General features: G+C 66.5%; 22 protein-coding genes and 1 pseudogene. 18 read left to right on the forward strand and 5 right to left on the reverse strand.

The features are described from left to right. Positions 1 to 102: 102 nt before the first annotated feature. From AC1RQC_RS23045 to AC1RQC_RS23080, 8 genes and pseudogenes are all read left to right on the forward strand, one after another. The gene (locus AC1RQC_RS23045) at positions 103 to 552 is read left to right on the forward strand and encodes a PA2169 family four-helix-bundle protein (protein ID WP_492375265.1); all 450 of its coding nucleotides are present in this window, start codon (positions 103 to 105) and stop codon (positions 550 to 552) included. Between the two features lie 486 nt (positions 553 to 1,038). Next, a complete protein-coding gene (locus AC1RQC_RS23050; RefSeq protein WP_492375264.1) occupies positions 1,039 to 1,479 on the forward strand; it encodes an Hsp20/alpha crystallin family protein in 441 nt (146 codons plus the stop codon). Between the two features lie 15 nt (positions 1,480 to 1,494). Continuing rightward, positions 1,495 to 1,902 carry an Hsp20/alpha crystallin family protein gene (locus AC1RQC_RS23055; RefSeq protein ID WP_492375263.1) on the forward strand — a complete coding sequence of 136 codons (408 nt, stop codon included), beginning with the start codon at positions 1,495 to 1,497 and terminating at the stop codon, positions 1,900 to 1,902. 89 nt (positions 1,903 to 1,991) lie between these two features. Continuing rightward, positions 1,992 to 2,558 carry an Hsp20/alpha crystallin family protein gene (locus AC1RQC_RS23060; RefSeq protein WP_492375262.1) on the forward strand — a complete coding sequence of 189 codons (567 nt, stop codon included), beginning with the start codon at positions 1,992 to 1,994 and terminating at the stop codon, positions 2,556 to 2,558. A 239-nt stretch (positions 2,559 to 2,797) separates the two neighbouring features. Continuing rightward, positions 2,798 to 3,178 carry a hypothetical protein gene (locus AC1RQC_RS23065; RefSeq protein ID WP_492884752.1) on the forward strand — a complete coding sequence of 127 codons (381 nt, stop codon included), beginning with the start codon at positions 2,798 to 2,800 and terminating at the stop codon, positions 3,176 to 3,178. Between the two features lie 142 nt (positions 3,179 to 3,320). Continuing rightward, complete coding sequence (locus tag AC1RQC_RS23070; protein WP_492884754.1) at positions 3,321 to 3,608, forward strand: co-chaperone GroES; 288 nt, start codon at positions 3,321 to 3,323, stop codon at positions 3,606 to 3,608. A 41-nt stretch (positions 3,609 to 3,649) separates the two neighbouring features. Continuing rightward, positions 3,650 to 3,904: pseudogene (locus AC1RQC_RS23075) on the forward strand (TCP-1/cpn60 chaperonin family protein); the annotation flags it as partial. A 214-nt stretch (positions 3,905 to 4,118) separates the two neighbouring features. Then, positions 4,119 to 4,307 (forward strand): hypothetical protein, encoded by a 189-nt coding sequence (locus AC1RQC_RS23080; protein ID WP_492375260.1) that lies wholly within the window; start codon positions 4,119 to 4,121, stop codon positions 4,305 to 4,307. Between the two features lie 21 nt (positions 4,308 to 4,328). Here AC1RQC_RS23080 and AC1RQC_RS23085 read toward each other — a convergent pair whose 3' ends face one another. From AC1RQC_RS23085 to AC1RQC_RS23100, 4 genes are all read right to left on the reverse strand, one after another. After that, complete coding sequence (locus AC1RQC_RS23085; RefSeq protein ID WP_492375259.1) at positions 4,329 to 4,748, reverse strand: hypothetical protein; 420 nt, start codon at positions 4,746 to 4,748, stop codon at positions 4,329 to 4,331. 101 nt (positions 4,749 to 4,849) lie between these two features. Then, positions 4,850 to 5,821, reverse strand: coding sequence for a GGDEF domain-containing protein (locus AC1RQC_RS23090; protein WP_492375258.1), 972 nt, complete (start codon positions 5,819 to 5,821; stop codon positions 4,850 to 4,852). A gap of 182 nt (positions 5,822 to 6,003) precedes the next feature. Beyond that, positions 6,004 to 6,420 (reverse strand): hypothetical protein, encoded by a 417-nt coding sequence (locus AC1RQC_RS23095; RefSeq protein ID WP_492375257.1) that lies wholly within the window; start codon positions 6,418 to 6,420, stop codon positions 6,004 to 6,006. Positions 6,421 to 6,650: 230 nt separating this feature from the next. After that, on the reverse strand, positions 6,651 to 7,811 hold the full coding sequence (locus AC1RQC_RS23100; protein ID WP_492884756.1) for a site-specific integrase: 1,161 nt from the start codon (positions 7,809 to 7,811) through the stop codon (positions 6,651 to 6,653). A gap of 122 nt (positions 7,812 to 7,933) precedes the next feature. Between AC1RQC_RS23100 and AC1RQC_RS23105 the strand changes: the two genes are divergently transcribed. After that, positions 7,934 to 8,902, forward strand: coding sequence for a DNA-binding protein (locus AC1RQC_RS23105; protein ID WP_492375255.1), 969 nt, complete (start codon positions 7,934 to 7,936; stop codon positions 8,900 to 8,902). A gap of 162 nt (positions 8,903 to 9,064) precedes the next feature. On the opposite strand, the gene AC1RQC_RS23110 is transcribed toward AC1RQC_RS23105, so the two are convergent. Beyond that, entirely contained in the window at positions 9,065 to 10,633 is a 1,569-nt protein-coding gene (locus tag AC1RQC_RS23110) for a fatty acid--CoA ligase (RefSeq protein ID WP_492884758.1), read from the reverse strand. Positions 10,634 to 10,910: 277 nt separating this feature from the next. Here AC1RQC_RS23110 and AC1RQC_RS23115 point away from each other — a divergent pair, with 277 nt between their 5' ends. The 9 genes from AC1RQC_RS23115 to AC1RQC_RS23155 all read left to right on the forward strand — a co-directional run bounded on the left by AC1RQC_RS23115 (position 10,911) and on the right by AC1RQC_RS23155 (position 23,181). Further along, a complete protein-coding gene (locus AC1RQC_RS23115) occupies positions 10,911 to 12,749 on the forward strand; it encodes an acyclic terpene utilization AtuA family protein (protein WP_492807425.1) in 1,839 nt (612 codons plus the stop codon). 298 nt (positions 12,750 to 13,047) lie between these two features. Then, positions 13,048 to 13,818, forward strand: a complete 771-nt coding sequence (locus AC1RQC_RS23120) for an AraC family transcriptional regulator (RefSeq protein ID WP_492375252.1) — start codon at positions 13,048 to 13,050, stop codon at positions 13,816 to 13,818. Between the two features lie 108 nt (positions 13,819 to 13,926). Next, positions 13,927 to 14,739, forward strand: coding sequence for a TIGR03084 family metal-binding protein (locus AC1RQC_RS23125; protein WP_492375251.1), 813 nt, complete (start codon positions 13,927 to 13,929; stop codon positions 14,737 to 14,739). Continuing rightward, positions 14,736 to 15,638 carry a phosphatidylglycerol lysyltransferase domain-containing protein gene (locus AC1RQC_RS23130; protein ID WP_492884760.1) on the forward strand — a complete coding sequence of 301 codons (903 nt, stop codon included), beginning with the start codon at positions 14,736 to 14,738 and terminating at the stop codon, positions 15,636 to 15,638. The genes AC1RQC_RS23125 and AC1RQC_RS23130 overlap by 4 nt, the downstream gene beginning before the upstream one ends. 155 nt (positions 15,639 to 15,793) lie before the next feature. Further along, positions 15,794 to 17,416 carry an acyl-CoA carboxylase subunit beta gene (locus tag AC1RQC_RS23135; RefSeq protein ID WP_492375249.1) on the forward strand — a complete coding sequence of 541 codons (1,623 nt, stop codon included), beginning with the start codon at positions 15,794 to 15,796 and terminating at the stop codon, positions 17,414 to 17,416. Positions 17,417 to 17,471: 55 nt separating this feature from the next. Then, the gene (locus AC1RQC_RS23140; protein WP_492375248.1) at positions 17,472 to 18,626 is read left to right on the forward strand and encodes an acyl-CoA dehydrogenase family protein; all 1,155 of its coding nucleotides are present in this window, start codon (positions 17,472 to 17,474) and stop codon (positions 18,624 to 18,626) included. Positions 18,627 to 18,665: 39 nt separating this feature from the next. After that, positions 18,666 to 20,666, forward strand: coding sequence for an acetyl-CoA carboxylase biotin carboxylase subunit (locus AC1RQC_RS23145; RefSeq protein WP_492884762.1), 2,001 nt, complete (start codon positions 18,666 to 18,668; stop codon positions 20,664 to 20,666). Positions 20,667 to 20,751: 85 nt separating this feature from the next. Beyond that, a complete protein-coding gene (locus AC1RQC_RS23150) occupies positions 20,752 to 21,537 on the forward strand; it encodes an enoyl-CoA hydratase/isomerase family protein (protein WP_492375246.1) in 786 nt (261 codons plus the stop codon). Positions 21,538 to 21,609: 72 nt separating this feature from the next. Further along, positions 21,610 to 23,181, forward strand: a complete 1,572-nt coding sequence (locus AC1RQC_RS23155; RefSeq protein ID WP_492884764.1) for an acyl-CoA synthetase — start codon at positions 21,610 to 21,612, stop codon at positions 23,179 to 23,181. The last annotated feature ends 120 nt before the right edge of the window (positions 23,182 to 23,301 follow it).

Genomic DNA, 23,301 nt, shown 5'->3' on the forward strand with positions numbered 1-23,301 from the left:
GGCCCGCTTCATCGGCTGTCGTCTTCACGGCGCCACTCTCTTTGAGGTTCTGAAACCCTGGACCCTTGAACACTGTCTTTCAACACGCTGCAAGGAGCTCACATGGCTGACAAGAATATCTCCATACTGAACGACCTGATCGAAGTTTCGCGTGACGGCGAGCAAGGCTTTCTCAAGGCAGCGGAGGATGCCCAGAATCCTGAGCTCAAGTCACTCTTCGCCAGCCGCGCCACGGACATCGCCGCCGGCGTGAGGGAATTGCAGGCACAGGTGGCGGCGCTCGGCGGCAAGCCCGAGGAACACGGCAGCGTGGCCGGCGCGCTGCATCGCGGCTGGGTCAGTCTGCGCACGGCGGTGGCCGACCGCAACGATCTCGCCATTCTGGAAGAAACCGAGAAGGGCGAGGACGTGGCCAAGAAGAAGTACGCCGACGCGCTGCAGGAAACCGAGCTGAGCGTCGAAGTCCGTGCGCTGGTGGAACGCCAGTACCAGGGCGTGCTACGCAACCACGACCTGATCCGCGACCTGCGCAACCGCTATCGCGCAGCCTGAGGCCAGCCGCCTCCCGCACGTCAGGCTCGTCATGATCGGCATGTACGACGGTGCACCCACGTTCGTCGGCCAGCATCCTATGACCAGCCCGATTCTGCTCAACGAGAGGCAAGCCGGCGCTGCCGTCGAGGGCATGCTCCGGCGAGTGGTGTTCGGACTACATGGGGCGATTGACTTTGAATACCCACGGCCTATCGATTAGGCGATGAGCCTGTCCCGCCTGTTTGAGCGGCGTGCAACCGGGAGCACCAGCCGCGGATGCAATGCAAGCGAGTGTGACCAAACGCGACCGGGGCAGCACGAATCTCACGAACGGCGCAGGCTTGCTCCCCTTGAAATTTGGGTGGCCAATTACTATTTTATTTTTGCTCAGGCAGTCGCGACCATTGCGCGCTGCGTGTTTCTGTTTGTTTGCCAGCGGCTTGGCAGGTGGATGGGAGCGCGTTGCCCCTTCGCCTCCTTGCTGCGTCGAAGGAGGATACAACCATGAGCGATCTTTTCTTTGGAACTGACGTCTTCAGCGAACTCGACCGCATGCAAAGGCAGATGGCGAGCTTGTTCGGCGGCTTCCCATCCAGCATCCGCTCCGGCCGCTTCGGGGCATTTCCCCCCGTCAATATCGGCGCCACGGACGATTCCATCGAGATCGTCGCGTTCGCACCGGGGCTCAAGCCAGACAAGTTCGAGGTGTCGATCGACAAGGGCTTGCTGACCATCAGCGGCGAGCGCGAGACGGCGCAAGCGGAGGATGATCCGGAGGTCCGGCTGTACGCGCAAGAGCGATTCACAGGCACGTTCCGGCGCGTCGTCGAATTGCCGCAGAGCGCCGACCCGGACAAAGTTCAGGCGCGCTATGCCAACGGCTGCCTGTCTATCAGTGTCGGTAAGCGCGAAGCCTCGAAGCCCCGGGCGATCACGGTCCAATAGCGCGAGGAGAACGCCATGAACGAAACTACCCAAATGGTTGAACGCAACCAGAATGCGGTGACAAAAGGTCAGGAAGACAGGTCGACGCCGACGATGACGCTGCTTCCCGCGGTCGACATCGTCGAGGACAGCAACGGCGTCACCCTCTGGGCCGACCTTCCAGGTGTGACCAGGGACAAGCTCGAGGTGAATGTTCACGACGGCAACCTCCATATCGAGGCGGAAGCGGTCGTGCCCACCCCCCAAGGACTGCGGGTGCAACACGCGGAAATTCGCCAGCCGCACTTCGCACGCGCTTTCTCGTTGAGTGCGGACCTTGACGCGTCGAAGATCGAGGCGAACCTGCAGGACGGCGTGCTCAAGCTGACGATCCCGCGTCGCGACGAAGCGCGCCCACGCCGCATTGCCGTCAACGTCGCGTGAGTTGCCGTCGCCCGCCGGGTAGCGGTGGCGTCCGCAAGGGCGCCACCGCAGTGCCCGCGGAAATTGGCTGGACATTCGGTGAGGACAAGATGAAAACAGATCTGGGTAAATGGAACCCCTTCAAGTTCCTACGCAAATCGACAGAGGACGGGCAGCCGACGGGCGAGTCATCAAATGTTCCCGCGCCAAGGCACCGGACACCGGACTGGCCTGACGTTTCGCGGCTGTTTTCAAGCGACCCATGGCGTGCGATGGGCGAGCTTCTGCATGAACCCTTCGCGGGTTTCGGGGGCCTGGATCGATGGTTCGGTGACTTCAGTTCGTCGCGCTTCCAGCCACGGATCGATGTGGTCGATGATGGCACGGCGCTGAGGATTACGGCGGAGCTGCCCGGCATGGATCGCGAGGACCTGCAGACCACCATCGAAGATGGCGCCCTGGTGTTGCGGGGTGAGAAGAAGCAGGACACTCGGAGCGAGGAAAACGGCTGCTACCGGCTGGAGCGGGCATATGGCGCCTTCATGCGCAGTATTCCGCTGCCAGATGGCGTCGACCTTGATCACGTCGAGGCGAACTTCGACCGCGGTGTATTGACGCTGCGTCTGCCCAAGACCGGTGCGCCGCAGTCTGCGGTGAGGAAGATCGAGGTGAAGTGAGCGGGAGATGCGAGCTGCCTCAAGGGCATGGACTCGCGTGAGCCTGCTGCGCTCCGCCGGGATGTTCCTGCTGGCCATGCAAGGTAGCACCTCCGCGGTTCCTTTCTGGCATACGCGGCGCTCGGAACGTGCGGTGCGGCTTGCAACCCTGCAGCGAATCCACGTGCGAAGCTGAGGTCTTGAAATCGCGGGACTGGCGTCTATTTTCGCGGAAAACGCTTCCCGAGAAGGAGACTTCGATGAAATTCGATTCTGAGTGGGTGACGCTAGGCAGGCATCGGGTGCGGCTCAAGTGCACGCGCGGCTTCCCTACCGAGCGGACGCGGCGCGTGGCGGAGTTGGTCACCATCGCGATCGATAACAACCTCAGCGCGCGGGCCCGGTTGGTGGAAGTCACGGCACAAGGCGATGCTTACGTGATCAGCATCGGCACGACGTTCGAAAAGGACAGAGAGGCGGCGCCCCACCTGGAAGTGGCCCTTGCCACGATGTTCGGCCTGGCGCTCGAACAGGTCACGATTGACGTTGTTGTCGTCAGTCAAACAGAGGTGGATACGCATTTTGGCGTGTATGAGCGGATGCTGGCAGAGAAGCTCGGCGTCGTGCCGCCCATTCAGTGAAGCGCTAGAATTCGGCTTCTGGGCCAGTGATGCTCGTGGCGCGAATCCAGGCATCGGCGTTAAGACTCTCAAGCACGAACAGTGTCAGGACTGGCCGGCCCGTCAAGCTCATGATTACAGTGATTGGATGAGGAGCAAGGCGATGAACATCCGTCCACTACACGATCGCGTCATCGTCAGACGTCTGGAGGCAGAACACAAGACGGCCGGCGGCATTGTCATCCCCGAAACTGCCGCTGAAATGCCGGACCAGGGCAAAGTCCTGGCCATCGGCCCCGGCAAGCGCCTGGGCGATGGCCGTGTCAGCGCGCCGAGCGTGAAGATCGGCGAGCGCGTGCTATTTGGCAAGTATACGGACACCACCGTCAAGCTTGCAGGCGAGCACGTGCTGGTCATGCATGACGAGGACATTCTGTGCGTCGTCGGATAGAGGAAGGAACATAAGGCCAGAGTCTCGCGAGGAGTCTCATCATGGCAGCCAAGGAGATCCAGTTTCAGGAGTCCGTCGCCGCCACATCGTGGCGGGTGTCAACCTGCTGGCCAACGCGATCAAGGTCACGCTCGGTCCCAAGGGGCGTAATGTGGTCCTCGAGCGATCGTTCGGGGCCCCGCTGATTACCAAGGATGGCGTGTCGGTCACCAAGGAAATCGAGCTTCGCGACAAATTCGAAAACATTGGGGGCCCAGTTGGTCAAGCAGGTTGCGGCCAAGACTTCCGACGTGGCCGCGTGGCGGTCTCCGGCCATGACAGCCGCGCGCGCTGCCGACCTTGTGCTGGGCGGCACGCCCGGGTGCGGGACGGCTTCGCCGGCTGCCTGTGCGCGCTGGCCGACGCGCCGGAGCCCGGCACTGCCTGCGCGCCCGCGATCGGCGCAGGATTGGCATCCCGCCCATAAGCCTTCTAAGATCAAGTCACACTCACCCGTCCAGGGACATGACCATGACCAATGCGAGCAAACCTGCAGCGCCGACGCCTCACAAGGCGCCCGCACCATCCAAAACCAAGCCATCGCCTGCCAGCAAGGCCGACCACGCGGAAGAAGAGCTCGACGAAGCCCTGAGGGAAACCTTTCCCGCAAGCGACCCGATTTCGGTGGACCACGGACGCGTCACCCGGCCTGCGAAGTAGCCCCTGCACCGGGCCGCCCCGCTAGACCAGTTGCCGCAGCTGCGCGACGACTTTCATCAGTTGCCCGTGCGCCACGATCACGCCTGACTCGTCCTGCAGCGCTTGCTGGTAGCGGTCACGAAACGCCGGGGCGCTGTCGGGTCCAAACAGTTTCTCGGTGGCCGCGGCCACCGCCTTGCAGGTTTCATCGTGATGCTCGGGCGCGTCCAGCTCTTCGTCGATCTCGATGATCAGCCGCGAGAGCGGGTCCAGCCAGCGGAAATAGGTCTCCTCGGTCACAACCTGCACGAACAGCCCGGCCGGGATCGGGCCATGCAGGCGTTCGTACTCCACGCGATTCAGCGCGATCACTTCCTTGTGCACCTTCAGGAGCGCGGCCCGCAGGGCGCGCAGGCCGCTGCGGCGATCCTCCTGCTTGGCCAGGAATTGCTCGTGTGACATAGCCGTTCTCCTTTTCTTGTTGGCTCAGTGGGGCTGCTTGTCAGTATAGGCAGGAGGGCGCGCCCGGCGGTGGGCGCGTGGCTTGGCAGCAACCCCTAGGGTTAGCGCTGGCTTGCCTTGCGGGATGCCTTGTTGGCATACATGGCCGCATCGGCCTCGGCCAGCAGCGCGGTGGTGCCATCGTGGCGCGCCGCATCGAACTGGACGGAGCCGACGCTGAACGCGATGTCATAACCTCGCGCCGCCTGCTCGTTGATCGCATCCATGGCCGACTTCAGGCGCGCCAGCGTGGCCTCGCACAGCGCGGCATCGGAGCTGGTCAGCAGCGCCACGAACTCATCGCCGCCCAGGCGGCCGATCACATCGGAGTCACGCAGCGACTGGCGCAACTGCGCGGCAAAGACTGACAGGGCGCGGTCGCCCTCGGCATGGCCGAAGCGGTCGTTGATGCCTTTGAAACCATCCAGGTCGAAGAACAGCAGCGTGGCGGGCTTGTCCAGCCGCTCGCACACATTGAGCGCGTGTTGCGCCAGCGCCGAGAAGCCGCGGCGATTGGACAACAGCGTCAGCTCGTCCATGGTGGCCAGTTGCAGCGCGGCCAACTCCTGCTCGGCCATGCGAGCCAGATCGCGCAACAAGGCGCGGTCTTCCTCGCCGAACTCGCGCGGCTGCACGTCGATCAGGCACAGCGTACCCAGCTTGCTGCCGTTGGCCACCGACAACGGACAGCCCGCATAAAAGCGGATGCCGGGCTCGTCCACGACCAGCGGGTTGTCGTGAAAGCGTTCGTCGAGCAGCGCGTCGGGCACCAGCAGGATGCCGTCATCGAGGATCGCGTGCCCGCAGAACGAGACCTCGCGAGGGGACTCGGTGGAAGACAAGCCAATGCAGGACTTGAACCACTGGCGGTTGGCGTCTACCAGGCTGACCAGCGCAATGGGTACGCCAAACAGGCGCCGCGCCAGCCGGGTCAGGCGGTCGAAGCGCTCTTCCGCCGAGGTATCGAGGATATTCAGGGCACGCAGCGTGTCCAGCCGAAGCTGTTCGTTGGCGGGGATCGAAGGCGGCGTCATAGGGGTTCGGCGACTGGCAGGGGATGGTGTGCGACATCACGCTCTCGGGCTGCGATTGCACGCGCACCGCCTGTATATCGGCATACCCGGCGCGTATTGTAGTGGCTTGCGGAATTCAAACAGGCAATCGAAGAGGCAATCGAACAGGCAATCGAACAGGCATTCGAGCGATGTCCATGGCCTCAGCAGCGCAGCCGCGCCTGCTGATCGCGCAGGTTGCGGTAGCGCCGGCGGTAGTCCTCCTGCTCCGGCAGGCGAGCCCGGCGGCGCGCACTGTAGTCGGACTCCAGCAGTCGCATCTGGTTGGCCAGCCAGTAACACTGGTTGACCTCGGTGCGGGCGGCCTCGTTTTGCTCGCGCACCAGCCGCGCCTGGTATTCGCGCTCCTCCGCCTCGCGCTTTTTCAGGAACTGCTGGTTGGCCGCGTCGGTAGCCGGTTCGGGGCTGATACGAGAGAGATTGCCGCCCAGCGCCGCGCCCTGCCAGCCGGCCGGGCACGGGGCGTCGGTGTAGAGCGTTTTGTTGCCGCTTACGCATTTGCCGGCGTGGGCCGCGCCCATGCAGCAGACAAGCGCAAGCAGGACAAGCCAGTGCCGCATGGCAGTCTCCCGTTGGCACCGCCGGTGGCGGCCGCCGTGATTGTCGATCTGGAATCTGGTGGGCGTGTGCGCAACCCGGCCCATATTCTTGTCCGTCCCAGGGCGGCTTGTCCAGCGGTGCCGACCGTTCTCCCATGATCCTGGCGCCCTTGCATTCTCGGCAATAGAATCAGATTTGAGACGTTCTCCTTGCATCAAGGAGAACTACACGTGGAAGGCGGCATCAGCTGTCACCGCTCGGCATCCTCGTCCAGCACGCCGATCAGGTCAGCCGCCACCGAGCGCCGCGCATCCGCCGCCCGGAAGTACCGCACCAGCGTCGCCACGCTGGTGTGCCCCGTCATGGCCATGGCCTCGGCCATCGGCACCTGGCGCGAAGCGGCCTCGGTCACAAAGCCCGAGCGCAGCGAGTGCGCCGAGAAATCTCCCTCCAGCCCGGCCGCCTCGCAACGCTGCCTGACGATCTTGCGCACGGCGGCGTCGGACAGCGCTTCGCCCACATGCCCGCCACGGCGCACGCGCCGGAAGATCGCGCCATCGCCAATCGCTGCCGCCTTTAGCCAGGCCTCCAGCGCCGCGCCCGCCGCGCCGATCACCGGCTTGGCGTTGTCCGGCAGGTCGGCTCCGGCCTGGTTGGTCTTGGACCAGCCCAGTTGATAGACGAACTCGCCCGGCGCGAGGCGCCGCAGGTTGGCCAGGGTGGCGCCCGCCACCTCGGAGCGCCGCCGGCCACCGCTGGACCAGGCGAACAGCAGCAGCGCACGGTCGCGCAGGCCGATCAGCGAATCGTCGCAGGTCTCCAGTAGCCGGGATAACGGCTCACGCGTCAGCGCCGCCTTGCGCGCCGGGCGCTCGCCGCGCTTGGCATAGGCCCGGCGCGTGCGCGCCACCAGCTCACGCACGGCCGGGTCGGCACAGGGGTTATCCAGGTTTTCCAGCCGATGCGCCTTGGCAATCACGGCCAGCCGGTGCATCAGCGTGGCCAATGCCGGCGGGCCTGTACGCGCCTTGAGTCCGCTGGCGACCAGTGCCGCGTCGATGGCCGGCGGCAATTCGCTGACCGGGCCCTGGGGCGTGGTCCGCGTGGCGTGGTCTACGACAAACTGGATGATGACCGCCGGCTGCAGGGGAAGGGCGATCGGCTGGCCGTAGCGCAGCGCGAACCAACCTGCCCAATACCGTAGGGCGGAACGATAGCTGGCCACCGTGTTGGCGGATTCGCCCTCGCGGTACAGCGCTTCGGCGGCCTGGCGGCCCAGCGGGTCGAGTTCGGACGGGCGCAGCGGCGCGGGAAAATCGGCATGAGCGAGCTTCAGGCTGGAGGAATCGGGGTGCTTTGGCGAGTTTTCGGCCTTGTCACCGAGGAATAAGAGGGACTCTTGAGAAGTCATAATAAATATGATGTATGCTGTATTAAATTATACACCAACACCAGATAAGGCGCGATAACCATTCATTATCGTGCCTTATCTTTGCGGCGAGATCCAACGCCGCCAAAAAACTTGCCCGGACCATGCAAAACGCCAATCTGCCCGCCACGCGCTCCCGTTCCATCACCCAGCAAGATGTCTGGCAAGCCGCCGATGCCTTGCTGCTGGCCGGCCAGCGCCCCACCATCGAACGGATCCGGCTGCATCTTGGGCGCGGCTCGCCAAACACCGTCAGCCCGCACCTGGATGCCTGGTTCGCCGGGCTGGGCGCCCGTTTGCAGGACCCGCAGGCGTTTGCGGCGCCAGCGAACCTGCCTGAGCCGGTGAACCAGGCCGCACGCTATCTATGGGATGCGGCACAAGCCGAGGCCCGGGCCACCGTGTCGGCGAGCTATGCCACGCGAGAATCGGAACTGGCGCTGGCGAGGGCAGCCGTCGAGGCGGAGCAGGCCGCGCTGGCGCAGGAGCGCGCCATCCTGATGACAAAACTGGACGCGGCCGACAACGCCCTGGCCGAACTGGCGCGCGCCCGCGATGAAGCCAGCGAACGCGCCGCCCGCGCCGAGGCGCAACTGGTGGCGCAGCAAGCGGAGAACGACGCCATGCGTGCCGCGCTGGGACGCGCGCAGCAAGAGAAGGACGCGCTGCTGCGCGATACCGCTAGCCAGCGCGCCGCCTGGGACAAGGAGCGCGAAACCATGGCGGATCGATTTGGCGCCAATGAGCGGCGCATGGCGCTGGAACTGGACGGCGCGCGGGTAGCGCTGCGCGAAGGGCAGCGTCAGTTGGACAACGAGCGCAAGGCGGCCCAGCAAAAGCTGGTGGACGCGGCCGAAGCCGCGGGGCGGCAGGCCGAGGAACTGGCAAAGGTAGGGAATGCCGTGGCTGTGCTGGACGAGCGGGTCCGGCAGCAGGATGGCTTGCTGGCCGAGTACCGGCAGCAATTGGAAAACCGGGGAGAGCCGGACGCGGATATCGCGCGGGCAGCACGCCCGCCAATACGAAAGAGTCGCCCGATCAGGCCCGCCCGGCCACCGAGATTCAAGGTGTGAGGAGGGTCTATCCTGATGCTAGATCTAGCATTGACAGTAGGGCGCAACCGGTTGAATTTATTGGAAATCTCCGGAATATTTCCACACCGGAACACCTAACACCTGACATTTGGACATGCCGATAAGCCATTGATCTTCATGCATTTCCATGACCCGACTCCTTTACGTCCCCCTTAGCAAGTGCTTCTGGATTTTCCCGCTCGTGGTCTTCGGCAGCGCATCGACAAAGTGATACCGGCGCGGCCGCTTGTAGGCAGCCAGGCGGTCGCCATGCACCAGGAAGCCGTCGAGCAATGCCGCGGTAGCTTGTGCCCCGGGCTTGACCACCACGTAGGCGCCGACAACCTGTCCCCAGGTAGCATCCGCCTCGCCGATGACCGCCACTTCCAGCACGGCAGCGTGCTCGATCAGCGCATCCTCGACTTCCCGCGGATACACGTTCTCGGCGCCCGAATTGATCATGTAGTCGATGCGATCGCGCACCCACAGGTAGCCGTCCTCGTCCAGGCTGCCGAGGTCGCCGGTGTGGTACCAGCCGTGGGCCAGGGCGCGCGCATTGGCATCCGGGCGGTTCAGGTAGCCGGCCATCATGCACGGGCCGCGCACCAGGATCTCGCCGACTTCTCCGGGTGCGCAAGGCTGGGCCGGATCGGTCGGGGCGTCGTCCTCGCGCAGCACTGCAACCACCAGGTCGTGATTGAGCGAGGGCAGGCCGGCCGAGCCGGCGTGGCTGAGCTGCTCATGCGGATACAGCACGGACATGCAGGGCCCCATCTCGGTGGTGCCATACACCTGCACCAAGCCCGCGCCAACCACGCGGTCCCACTCGCGGATCAGGTGCGGCGCCATCGATGCGCCGCCGTACTCCACCAGCCGCAGCGACGACACATCGCGCGCGCGGGCGTCCGGGTGGTTGAGCAGCATGCCGACCATGGTCGGCGCGGCGAAGAAGTGCGTGACTTTCTCGGCCTCGACCAGTTGCCAGGCCTCGCCGGCATCGAAGCGCCGCTGCAGCACCTGCGTGGCACCCAGCTGCAGGCGCGGCAGGAAGCTGGTGTGCAGCTCCGCCGTGTGGTTCAGCGGCGCAATCGACAAGCCCACGTCCTCGCGCGACAGCGTCATGGCCTGATGCATCATGGCGTTGTGCGCGAGCTTGCTGCGGTGCGTGTGCAGCACGCCCTTGGGGCGGCCGGTGGTGCCGCTGGTGTACATCAGGATGCAGGGATCGTTCTCAATCACGGCGATGCCGGGCGCGTCATGCGGCTGCCCCGCGGCCAGCGTGGCCAGGTGGTGCGTGGCAAAGGCCGGTGCCGGCTCGGGGTCCGCGTAGATCCAGCGTGTTGTGCCCGAGGCCAGCTCGGCGGCTTTTTCCACCACGGCGCAGCCTTCCTGCTCGAACAGCAGGGCGCTGGCCTTGCCGTCCTCCAGGATGAAGGCCAGTTCCTGCGCGGCCAGCCGGTAGTTGATCGGATTAAAGATCGCGCCTACCCGGGCCGCCGCCAGCATGCTGAAAACAAAGGCTGGCGTGTTGTAGAGGAACGCCGCAACCACATCGCCATGGCCTACGCCGATCGACAGCAGCGCATGGGCGTGGCGGTTCACCTGCGCGTCCAGCTCCGCATAGGTCCAGGTGCGGCGGCTCGGTCCCATGCCGGCGACCAGCGCGGTCTTGCGTGGCAGGTAGCGCGCGGGCCAGGAAAGGGTGTCGCCCAGGGTAAGGACGTGGCTCAAGGCAATGCTCCAACAGCGGGGGTGGGGGGGCGCCGGCGGGCAAGGCAAGCCGGCAAGAACGGCCGAAAGAAAGCGGTCGAATATAAAGCCAGCGTCTCTTTTTGGGAAATAACGATTTGCACTTTGCATATATGGATCCGCCAGGGCACCCTGCGCCGAAGCCAATTGACGCAAGACGTCATGCCCGCAACTCGCTATCGTGCCAGCAAGGCCGGCGAGCCATGACTCGCCGATGACAACGGCAATCGATGACTGAGACGAAAGGGGAAGCGCGTCCATGAACAAGCAAAGTCGGCAGGGCAAGGAAAACGTGCGGATAGGCGGCGCCTCCGGTTTCTGGGGCGACAGCGCAATCGGCCCGGTCCAGCTGGTGGACAAGGGCGACATCGACTACCTGGTGTTCGACTACCTGGCTGAGCTCACCATGTCGCTGCTGGCGGCGGCGCGGCTGAAGAATCCGGAAGCTGGCTATGCGCTGGATTTTGTCACCGGGGCCCTGCGCTCGGTGCTCAAGCCAGCCATGGAAAAGGGCATCCGCATCGTGAGCAATGCCGGCGGCGTGAATCCGCGGGCCTGTGCGGCGGCGGTGCGCAAGCTGGCCGAGGAACTCGGCGTGACGGTGCGGGTGGCGGTGGTCGATGGCGACGACCTGCTGCCGCAGCTCGACGCGCTGCGCGAGGCAGGCACGCGCGACATGCAAAGCGGCGCCGCGATGCCGGCCCGCATCCTGACGGCCAACGCCTACCTGGGCGCCGTGCCGATCCGGGCCGCGCTGGATGCCGGCGCGGATATCGTGATCACCGGGCGCTGCGTGGACAGCGCGGTGACGCTGGGCGTGCTGATGCACGAGTTCAACTGGAGCCCCACCGACTACGACCTGCTGTCCGCGGGCAGCCTGGCGGGGCACATCATCGAGTGCGGCTGCCAGGCCACCGGCGGCCTGCACACCGACTGGGAGCAGGTACCGGACTGGGCCAATATCGGCTACCCGGTAGTGACCTGCCGGGCGGATGGCACCTTCCTGGTCGGCAAGCCGCCCGGCACCGGCGGGCTGGTCAGCCCGGCCACCGTCGGCGAGCAGATGCTATACGAGATAGGCGATCCGGCCGCCTACCTGCTGCCTGACGTGATCTGCGATTTCACCGGCGTCACGCTGCGCCAGGCCGGGACGGACCTGGTGGAAGTCCAGGGCGCCAAGGGCCGCCCGCCTAGCGCCAGCTACAAGGTCTCGGCCACCTATGCCGACGGCTATCGCTGCTCGGCGCAACTGACCATCGTGGGCTTCGATGCAGTGCGCAAGGCGCGCCGCAGCGGCGAGGCCTTCCTGGCACGCACGCGCGGCATGCTGGCACGGGCCGGGCAGCCGGATTTCACCGAGACCCGGCTGGACGTGCTGGGCACCGCCGCGGCCTTTGGCCCGCATGTGCCGCAACCTGCCTTGTTCGAGGCGGTGATGTGGCTGGCGGTGACGCATCCGGACAAGCGCGCGCTGGAGATGTTCGCGCGAGAGATTGCGCCGGCAGGCACTTCATGGTCGCCCGGCACCACCGGGGTAGGCGGGCGGCCATCGGTCAGCATGGCCATCAAGCAGTTTCCCTTCCTGGTGCCAAAAACGCGGGTCCAGCCCGCCGTGTGGCTTGACGAGCAGCCGGTGCCGCTGCCCGCGACCATGGCCTGCGCAAGCGATGCGCCAACTGGCGCGGTGCCGGCGGCCGAGCCAGCCCGCGCGTCGACGCCATCTGCCGCTACCGAGCCTGCCGCAGACTGGGTCGATGTGCCGCTGATCCGGCTGGCGTACGGGCGTAGTGGCGACAAGGGCGATTTTTCCAACATCGGCATCATCGCGCGCGACGCCGCCTACCTGCCGCTGATCGCAGCGCAGTTGACAGAGGCTGCGGTGGCCGCGTTCCTTGCGCACAACGTCAAGGGCAGGGTGACGCGTTACTTCCTGCCCGGCATCGGCGCCTTCAACTTCCTGTGCGAGCAGGCGCTGGGCGGCGGCGGCATGGCGTCGCTGCGCAACGATCCGCTGGGCAAGGGGATGGGCCAGGTCCTGCTGGCCATGCCGGTGCGGGTGCCGCCGGCGCTGGCGCTGGCGCGGGCACTGGGCGCCTGAGCCAGGCCGGATGGGGTCTATCCCGATGCCGACGGCATGCGGCATGCGGCATCGGGATAAACCCCCATCCGGCGCCTCTGCAGCCGCCTTCGCTGGCATCATGACGCTGGCGCGCAAGGCCGCAGGGCGGCTGCCCGCGCGTTCTTGCCGAACCAGGCGCCAGCCGTCAGTCACATCAGCCACATCCGCCACATCCGCCACGCGCGGCGCCGCGAACAGTGAGACCCAGATGCAGCCAGTTTTGCCATGCACACCGGACGCCACGGACCTGCCATGCAGGCGCCCGAGCGGAAGTTTCATGTGGATCGACCCCGACCGCGTGCTCTACGTTGGGCTGCTCGGCGCGCCGTCGGTGCGCTCGATCGGCGCCATCCTGCTTTATGTGGCGCTGGACGCGCCGTTTCGCCTGAGCGTGGCGGATGGCGAGTGGGAAACCGCCGAGATCGCCTTCGTGCCGCCCTACGCTGCGCACCGCATCGCTTCCGACAGCCGCAGCCTGTGCGGCTTCCTGATCGAGCCCGAGACCGTCGATATGTCCCGCTTGCCCCTGCCGCTGCGCGGTCCGGGCGGCGCACTGGCGGCCCCGCGGATGGCGCAGCATGCGCGCGACCTGATCACCCAGTTGCGCGGCATGCGGCGGCCGGAGCTGGGCGCCGGGCTGCTCGATGCGCTGCTGCTGGGCGAGCCGCTGGCGCCGCGTGCGCTCGATCGGCGCATCGATGCGGCGGTGCGTCAGATCAAGGCCGACCCGGGCGGGCGTAGCGCCGCCAGCGACCATGCGCGCGACGCCAACTTGTCGTTTTCCCGCTTCCTGCACCTGTTCAAGGAGGAGGTCGGCACGCCGTTCCGCACGTTCCGCACCTGGAAGCGCGCCCGCAGCCTGCTGCACTACGTCACCCAGGAGGCCAACCTGGCCGAGGTCGCGCTGGATACCGGCTATCCGGATTCCACGCACTTCAGCCACTCCATCCGCCGCGTGTACGGTCTCAAGCCGCGCGACATCTTCGCGGGCTCGCGCAAGCTCGCGCTGCATGGCCTGCCGCCAATGACTGCCTATCGCCCCGCGTAGCTGGCCAGGCGGCGATCACTTTGCACAAGACCAATGGCGCGCCGCGCGCCAGAATCGAAGCCATCGAACCTTGCCAAGCCTGCCGCCAACGGCAGCCGGATACGCCCCATGAAAGCAACCTGCCAGGACCTGCTGGACGAGTACCGCGAGCTGGCCGCCCTTTGCGCCACGCTCACCCCCGCGCAATGGCGCGAGCCAAGCGCCTTCTATGACTGGAGCGCCTGGGACGAGATCGCCCACCTGTGCTACTTCGACCAGACCGCGCTGCAGGCTGCCACCGACCCGCAAGCCTTCCTGCGCGACGCGCAAGCGCTCAATGCGCTGATGGCAGGAGGCGGGCATATCAGCGCCGTGGCGCGCGATACCTACGGCCACCTGGACGGCCCCGCCTTGCTGGCGTACTGGCAGCCACTGTACGAGCAGCTGGTGCGCACGCTGGCCGCGCTCGACCCCAAATCCCGCCTGCCCTGGTACGGTCCACCCATGAGCGCCCGCAGCTTTGCCACCGCGCGGCTGATGGAGACCTGGGCCCATGGCCAGGACATCTGGGATACGGCGGGCCAGGCCCGCGCGCCCACCGCCCGCCTCAAGCACATCGCGCATATCGGCGCCACCACCTACGGCTGGACCTTCGTCAACCGCGGTGAGCCGGTGCCGGGGCCCGCGCCTTATATCGCGCTGAGCGCGCCCGATGGCAGCGTGTGGACCTGGAACGAACCGCAGCAGGACAACTACGTGCGCGGCAGCGCGGAAGATTTCTGCCTGCTGGTCACGCAGCGCCGCCATCTGGACGATACCCGCCTGCAATACAGCGCCGGGCCGGCCCGGCAATGGCTGGCGCAGGCCCAGTGCTTCGCCGGGCCGCCCGCCACCGGGCCGGCTGCCGGCACGCGCGTGTTGCGCACGGCTTCGGCAGGGTGAACGGCACCGCAGCGCCCATTCAGGCCGCGCACGGCGAGCCGCTGGTCCCGGCGCTTGCCGCCGGGATCGACGCAGCGCTGCGCAAGCTCAGCGCCGACGCCGGCGAAACCTGCCTCTCCGAGCACGCCTTCGCCAACCTGTACCTGTTCCGGCAAGCGCACGCCTACCGCTATGTCGGCGGCGACTATCCGCATATCAGCGGTGTGACCTATGACGGCGCGCGCCACGTGCTGCCGCTGTTCGCGCTGGAAACCGCACCGGTTGACGTGCTGCGGGCGCTGCTGCGCGAGCACGCCTGCTTCTATCCGCTGTCCACGGCCCAGGTCGCGCGGCTCGACCCCGCCATCTTCACCTGGACGGCATCGCGCGCCGACGCTGACTATCTCTATCCCGCCGCCAACTTCACAGCCTATCGCGGCACGACGCTGGCCAAGAAGCGCAACCTGATGAAGCAACTGCTGGCCACGCATGCCGTCACCGCGCGCGCCTACCACCCGGGGCTGGCCGACCAGGCCCTGGCCGTGCATGAAGGCTGGATGCAAGCCAAGCACAAGGCGCACGGCGAAGCCGACGACACCCCCTGCGGCGAGGCCCTCCAACACGCCGAACGACTCGGCCTGGAAGGCTTCCTGTACGAGATAGCAGGGCAGCCCGTGGGTTTCGTGCTGGCGCAGGAGATCCGCCCAACGGTCTTCGCCATGCGCTTCGCCAAAGGCCTGGCAGCCTGCAAGGGCATCTACCAGTACATGTTCCACCACTTCTGCACGGCGTATCCACGCCCGGTAGCGTGGCTGAATTTCGAACAGGACATGGGGCTGGACAACTTCCGTCAGACCAAGCTCTCCTATGCGCCGAGCGCGTTGCTGCCGAAGTTCAGGGTGCAATTGCGGGTGGGCTGACGTACTTCCGGCATCTGTCACACAAAGGCACAAAGGAAGATCGGCGCAAAGGCAGAACGGCGCGAAGCAGCACAGCCAGTTCTCGCAAGACCCTGCCGGCTCCCACCCCTACCATGGCTTCACACCGGCGCACCGCCCCTGAACAGTGAACCCACATGGCAAATATCGAATCCAGACTCTCCGCCGGCAGTGAAGCATTCCAGGCCAACCGTGCCGGCATGCTGGCACTGCTGGAGCGTATCCGCGCCTTCGAGCAGCGCGCCGCCAGTTTGTCCGCCGCCTCGCGCGAGCGCTTCGAGAAGCGCGGGCAGTTGCTGCCGCGCGACCGGCTGGCATTGCTGCTGGACCCGGGCGCACCGTTTATCGAGTTGTCGTCGCTGGCCGGGCTGGGGCTGGACAACCCCGACCTGGACAAGAGCGTGCCCGGCGGCGGCCTGATCGCGGGCATCGGCTTTGTGTCGGGCCTGCGCTGCATGATCAGCGCCTCGGACTCAGGCATCAACGCCGGCGCCTTGCAACCCAAGGGGCTGGACAAGCAGCTGCGGGTGCAGGAGATCGCGCTCGAGAACAAGCTGCCCTATGTGCAGCTGGTGGAGAGTGCCGGCGCCAACCTGATGACCTACAAGGTCGAGGATTTCGTGCGGGGCGGCAACCTGTTCCGCAACCTGGCGCGCCTGTCGGCTGCCGGGCTGCCGGTGGTGACGGTGACGCATGGCTCGTCCACGGCGGGTGGGGCTTACCAGACCGGCTTGTCGGACTACATCATCATGGTGCGCGGCCGCTCGCGCGCCTTCCTGGCAGGCCCGCCGCTGTTGATGGCAGCGACGGGCGAAGTGGCCACCGAGGAGGAGCTCGGTGGCGCCGTGATGCATACCTCGGTCTCCGGCCTGGGCGACTACCTGGCCGAGGACGACCGCGATGCGCTGCGCATCGCCCGCGAGATCCTGGGCAAGATCGACTGGCACCGCGACCAGCCCGCCGCCGCGCCGCGCAGCTACAAGCCGCCGCGCTTTGATGCCGAGGAGCTGCTCGGCGTGATGCCGATGGACCATAAGCGGCCTGTCGACATGAAGGAGGTGATCGCGCGCATTGCCGACGATTCCGACTTCCTGGAGTTCGGCGAGAACTACGGCGGCGCCACCGTATGCGGCCATATCAAGATCGAGGGCTGGCCGCTGGGCATCATCACCAACAACGGCCCGATCGATCCGGCCGGCGCGACCAAGGCCACGCACTTTATCCAAGCCTGCTGCCAGTCGCGCACGCCCATCCTCTACCTGAACAACACCACCGGCTTCATGGTGGGCCGCAGCTATGAGGAAGCCGGCATCATCAAGCACGGCTCCAAGATGATCCAGGCGGTGAGCAACGCCACCGTGCCGCAGATCACGATCTATTGCGGCGCGTCGTTCGGCGCGGGCAACTACGGCATGTGCGGGCGCGGCTTCCACCCGCGTTTCTGCTTCTCCTGGCCCAATGCCAAGACCGCCGTGATGGGCGGCGAGCAGGCCGCGCGCACCATGGCCATCGTGACCGAGGCCGCCATGAAGCGCAAAGGCGGGCAGGCCGATGCCGACCAGCTGGAAGCACTGCAGAAAGGCATCGTCGAGCGTTTCGACCGCCAGATGAGCGTGTTTGTCACCAGCGCCCACGTGCTGGACGACGGCGTGATCGACCCGCGCAATACGCGCGCGGTGCTGGCCAATGTGCTGGCGGTCTGCCGCGAGGGCGATGCCAGGACGCCGCAAGCCATGCAATTCGGGGTTGCGCGGCCCTGACGACCAGCGACTCAGCCAGAACAGACATGCAAAAGAACGAACGGAGACCAGCGACATGCTACTGACACCCGAACACGAGGCGCTGCGCGCCACCATCAAGCGATTTATCGCCGAGCAGATCAATCCGCACGTGGACGCCTGGGAAGAGGCCGAGATCTTCCCCGCGCATGACGTCTTCCGCAAGATGGGCGATCTGGGCCTGCTGGGCCTGTCCAAGCCGGAAGAGGATGGCGGCATGGGGCTCGATTACTCCTACAGCGCGGTGCTGGCGGAAACGCTCTCCGACATCAACTGCGGCGGCGTGCCCATGGCCATCGGGGTGCAGACCGACATGGCTACCCCGGCCCTGGCCCACCACGGCAGCGCGGAGCTGCGCCGCGAATTCCTGGCGCCCGCGATCCGCGGCGAGTACGTGGCCTGCTTGGGCGTCTCGGAGGTGGGCAGCGGCTCCGACGTGGCCTCGATCAAGACCACTGCAAGGCGCGACGGCGACGACTACATCATCAACGGCGGCAAGATGTGGACCACCAATGGCACCCAGGCAGACTTCTGCTGCGTGCTGGCCAATACGTCGGACGGAGCGCCGCACCGCAACAAGACGCTGATCGTGGTGCCAATGAAGACCCGCGGCGTTTCAGTGGCCAAGAAGATCCGCAAGATCGGCATGGACTCGTCCGATACCGCGCAGCTGTACTTCGACGACGTGCGGGTGCCGCAGCGCTACCGCATCGGCGAGGAAGGCATGGGCTTTACCTACCAGATGGAACAGTTCCAGGTAGAGCGCCTGTGGGGCGCGCTCAGCTCCGCCAGCCGATGCGCCAAGGCGATCGATCTCACCATCGAGTACACCCGCGAGCGCAAGGCATTTGGCCGCTCCATCCTGGACAACCAGTGGGTGCACTACACCTTGGCCGAGCTGCAGACCGAGGTCGAAGCGCTGCACGCCCTGTGCTGGCGCGCCGTGGAGATGATGGTGCGCGGCGAGGATGCCACCCGCCTGGCCACCATGGCCAAGCTCAAGGCCGGCCGGCTGTCGCGTGAGGTGGCGGACCGCTGCCTGCAGTTCTGGGGCGGCATGGGCTACGTGCTGGAGAGCCCGATCTCGCGCATTTTCCGGGACGGGCGGCTCACCTCCATCGGCGGCGGCGCCGACGAAGTCATGATGCAGATCCTGTGCAAGTTCATGGGCACCTTCCCCCAGTCGAAGTAAGCGTTCAAAGCTAAAGACAAGAGAGCAGACCAGGCCACCATGAAGCAGCCCACGCCATTCCAAAAGATCCTGATCGCCAACCGGGGCGAAATCGCCTTGCGCGTGATGCGCAGCGCCACCGCGCTGGGCTACCGCACGGTGGCGGTCTACTCCAGCGCCGACGCCGGCGCGCGCCATGTCCAGGAAGCCGGCCAGGCGGTGTATATCGGCGAGGCGCAACCGGCGCAGTCCTACCTGCGCATCGACGCCATCATCGAGGCAGCGCGGCGTTGCGGCGCCGATGCCGTGCATCCCGGCTACGGCTTCCTGGCGGAGAATGCCGCTTTTGCCCGCGCCTGCCGCGAAGCGGGGCTGGTATTCATCGGCCCGTCGGCCGAGTCCATCGTGGCCATGGGCAACAAGGCCGGCGCCAAGCGGCTGATGATGGCCGCGGACGTGCCGTGCATCCCGGGCTACCAGGGCGAGGACCAGGACGAGGCGCGCCTGTGCGCCGAGGCCGAGCGCATCGGCTTCCCGGTCATGATCAAGGCCACGGCAGGCGGGGGCGGGCGGGGCATGCGGCTGGTGCCGCACGCGCGGGCCTTTCCCGAGCTGCTGCGCAGCGCGCGCTCGGAAGCGCAGGGCGCCTTCGGCGACCCCGAGGTGATCCTGGAGCGGGCCGTGGTGGAACCGCGCCATATCGAGATCCAGATCCTGGCGGACCGCTATGGCAACGCCATCCACCTGGGCGAGCGCGATTGCTCGGTGCAGCGGCGCCACCAGAAGCTGATCGAAGAGGCGCCATCGCCCGCGGTGAGCGCCGAGCTGCGGGCCCGCATGGGCGCTACCGCCGTGGCCGCCGTCAAGGCGATCGGCTACGAAGGCGCGGGCACGCTGGAGTTCCTGCTCGACCGCGACGGCAACTATTACTTCATGGAGATGAACACGCGGCTGCAGGTGGAGCATCCCGTGACCGAGGCCATCACCGGCCTGGACCTGGTGGCGCTGCAACTGCGGATTGCCGCAGGCGAGCCGTTGCCGCTCAAGCAGGAAGACGTGCGCTTTTCCGGCCACGCCATCGAAGTGCGGCTGTGCGCCGAAGACGCCGATCAAGGCTTTATGCCGCAAAGCGGCGAGATTGCACTGTGGCAGGCCCCGTGCGCCTTGCGCGTGGAGCACGCGCTGGGCAGTGGCGCCACAATCCCGCCGTACTACGACTCCATGATCGCCAAGCTCATCAGCTACGGTGGTACACGCGACGAAGCGCGGCGCAAGCTGTCGCAAGGCCTGGCGGACCTGGTAGCGCTTGGCGTGACCACCAACCAGGTGTTCCTTGGCCGCTGCCTCGCCCATCCCGCCTTTGCCGGGGGAGAGGCCACCACCGCCTTCATCGGCCAGCACCAGGACGCGCTGCTGCAACCCGATGCGGCACTACGCCAGCGGGCCGCCGCGCTGGCGGCGCTGCTCCTGTATGAAACCTCGCCGGAGCGCCAGCCGGGCGAGCCAGCCGCGAGCCTGGCCCCCACGCTGCCCATCGGCCTGCGCTACCGGGTCAACGGGGCGGAGCATCAGGCCAGCCTGGCATATGGCGGAGGCAATCGCTTCGTGGTTGCCATGGGCGAGGCGCGCTTTGCCTTCGAGACCATCGCGTTAAGCGCGCATTCGGTACGTTTCAGCTGCGATGGCCTGGTCGAGAGCGCCACCTTCCATCGCGACGCCAGCACGCTGCTGCTGCACTACCAGGGCACGCCGCTGCGCATCGAGGACCACACCCGGGCCGCTGCCGCCAGGGCTGGCGAGGCTGCCGGGGACGGCAAGCTGCGCGCCTCGATGAATGGCCGCGTGGTCAACGTGATGGTGGCCATCGGCGACCAGGTCGAGGCGGGCCAGCCCATGGTCACGCTGGAAGCCATGAAGATGGAGCACATCCACGTGGCCCCGGCCGCCGGCCGGGTTGGCGCCGTGCACGTACAGGTTGGCGATCAGGCCGCCGCCATGCGCGTGATCGCGGAGATCGAGTTCGAGGCGCCGCCGGCGGAGCCGGTCAAGGCTGCCGCCTGAGCCCTCCGAGTGGCCTGAGCCTGTTGCCACGGCACCCATCAGACCGCTTCCCAACCCATAGAGACAGACTAACCAGCGGAGCACCATGAGCGAATCGGAAACCCCAGCCGTCCTCCATGAAAAACGCGGCGCCGCGTTCTGGATCACCATCAACCGGCCCGACAAGCGCAACGCCATCAACAAGGAAGTCGTGGCCGGCATCCGGGCGGGCTACCGCGCTGCGCACGCAGACCCCGCCATCCGCGCCATCGTGCTGACCGGTGCCGGCGACAAGGCCTTCTGCGCCGGTGGCGACCTGCAGCCAGGCAAGGGCTTTGCCTTCGACCTCTCGCAGCCTAATGTGGACTACGCCGACATGCTGCGCGAATCCCAGCAAGCCACGCTGCCCAGCATTGCGCGGATCAACGGCACCTGCATGGCCGGCGGCATGGGCTTGCTGTGCATGACCGATATGGCGGTCGCCGCCGAGAACGCCTTGTTTGGCCTGCCGGAGGTCAAGGTGGGCGTGTTCCCGATGCAAGTGCTGAGTCTGCTGCAAACGCTGGCGCCGCCCCGGCTGGTGCGCGAGTGGTGCATCAGCGGCGAGCCGTTTTCCGCCGCCGAGGCCAAGGCCGCCGGCCTGGTCAACCACCTGGCCGCGCCGGGCGAGCTGGACGCGCGCACCGAATGGCTGGTCGCCCGCGTGGCCGACAAGTCGCCCACCGCCATCCGGCGCGGCAAGTACGCCATGCAAGCCATGGCGTCGATGAGCTTTCCCGAAGGCATCGCCTATACCGAAAGCCAGATCGCGCTGCTGGCGATGACCGAAGACGCGCGCGAAGGCCTGGCCGCCTTCAACGAGAAGCGCAAGCCGGTCTGGACCGGCAGGTAAAACAACCGGCGAGGCGCGCGCCGGGCAGGCCGCGCTGGCGGTGTCTGCAACGACTGAACAAGGTAGCAGCCTATGAACAATGCATCGTCGACAACATCGTCCACCCAAGCGGACAGCGCCGCCTTCCTGGCGCTCGGCATGGCGCAATGGCTGCGCCGCCGCGCTGCGCGCAGCCCCCGCAGCCCCGCGCTGACCTGCGCCGGGCAGACCTGGACCTATGCCGAGCTGGTGGCCGACGCCCAGAAGGTGGCTGCCGTGCTGGCGGCGGGTGGCGTCGGACGCGGCCAGCGCGTGGGCTACCTGGGCCTGAATGACCCGCTGTTCCTGGTGACGCAGTTCGCCTGCGCCTGGCTGGGCGCCATCTTCGTGCCGCTCAATTTCCGGCTCACCGGGCCGGAGCTGGCCTTTATCCTTAACGATGCCGGCGTGCATACGCTGTTTGCCGATGAAGACTACGCCGGCCTGATCGATGAAGCGCGCCCGACGCTGGAGTGCCAGCGCTACCTGCGCCGCACCGATGCGCCGGGCTGGGAAGGCCTGTTGTCGCGGATGGCGCAAGCCGATGCTGCGCTGCCGCCCGTGCCCACCGATCCGGACGATATCGCCGCGATCATGTACACCTCGGGCACCACCGGACACCCCAAGGGCGCCATGCTCACGCATGGCAACTTCTGGGCCAACAACCTGAACGTGATGATGCTGAGCGACCTCGCCAGCACCGACGTCGCGCTCAATTTCGCGCCCCTGTTCCATGTTGGCGGCATGTGCTGCGTGAGCTTGCCCATCCTGATGGCGGGCGGCCATCTCGTGCTGCAGCGCAGCTTCGACCCCGCAGCCGTCATGCAGGCGGTGGCCGAGCACCGGGTGACGGTCAGCTTCGCGGTGCCCGCCATGCTGCTGTTCGTCAGCCAGCACCCGGATTTCGCGCAGGCGGACCTGTCCAGCCTGCGGACCATTTCGGTCGGCGGCGCCCCCATGCCCGAGCCGCTGCTGCGCCTGTTCGCCGGGCGCGGCATCCCGGTCAACCAGGGCTACGGCCTGACCGAGACGGCCGCCGCGACGACCTTCCTGGCCCCGGAGCGCGCGCAGGACAAGCTCGGCTCCTGTGGCACGCCGGCCATGATGACCGAAGTCTGCATCCGCGACTTCGACGGCAAGCCACTGACCGAGCCGCAGGCCCGCGGCGAGATCTGCGCGCGTGGCGGCAACATCATGAAGGGCTACTGGAACCGCCCGGAAGCCACCGCCGCGGCGTTCTACGAAGGCGGCTGGTTCCGCACCGGCGACGTCGGCTATGTCGACGAAGAAGGCTTCCACTACGTCTGCGACCGCCTGAAGGACATGGTGATCACCGGCGGCGAGAACGTCTACCCGGCCGAAGTCGAAAGCGTGCTGTATGAGCACCCGGCCATCGCCGAAGTCGCCGTGATCGGCGCGCCCGACGAGCGCTGGGGCGAGCATGTGGTTGCCGTGGTGGCGCTCAAGCCGGGCGCCAGCCTGACGCTGGAAGCCCTGCAGGCGTTTGCGGAGCCGCGGCTGGCGCGGTACAAGCTGCCGCGGGCGTTGCGGGTGGTGGCGGCGTTGCCGCGTAATCCTACGGGGAAGGTGTTGAAGGTGAGGTTGAGGGAGATGGGGGAGGGGTAAGGGTGTTGGGTGGTGCATGGCGGGTTTGCTGTCTCTTTTAGCGGCGTTGGTTTTTGCACCCAAGGGCCATACGACATCCCCCTGCGGGGGCTGCCGGTCACTCTTCTTTGCGTCGGCAAA

Source organism: Cupriavidus sp. GW822-FHT03E04 (assembly GCF_058801495.1).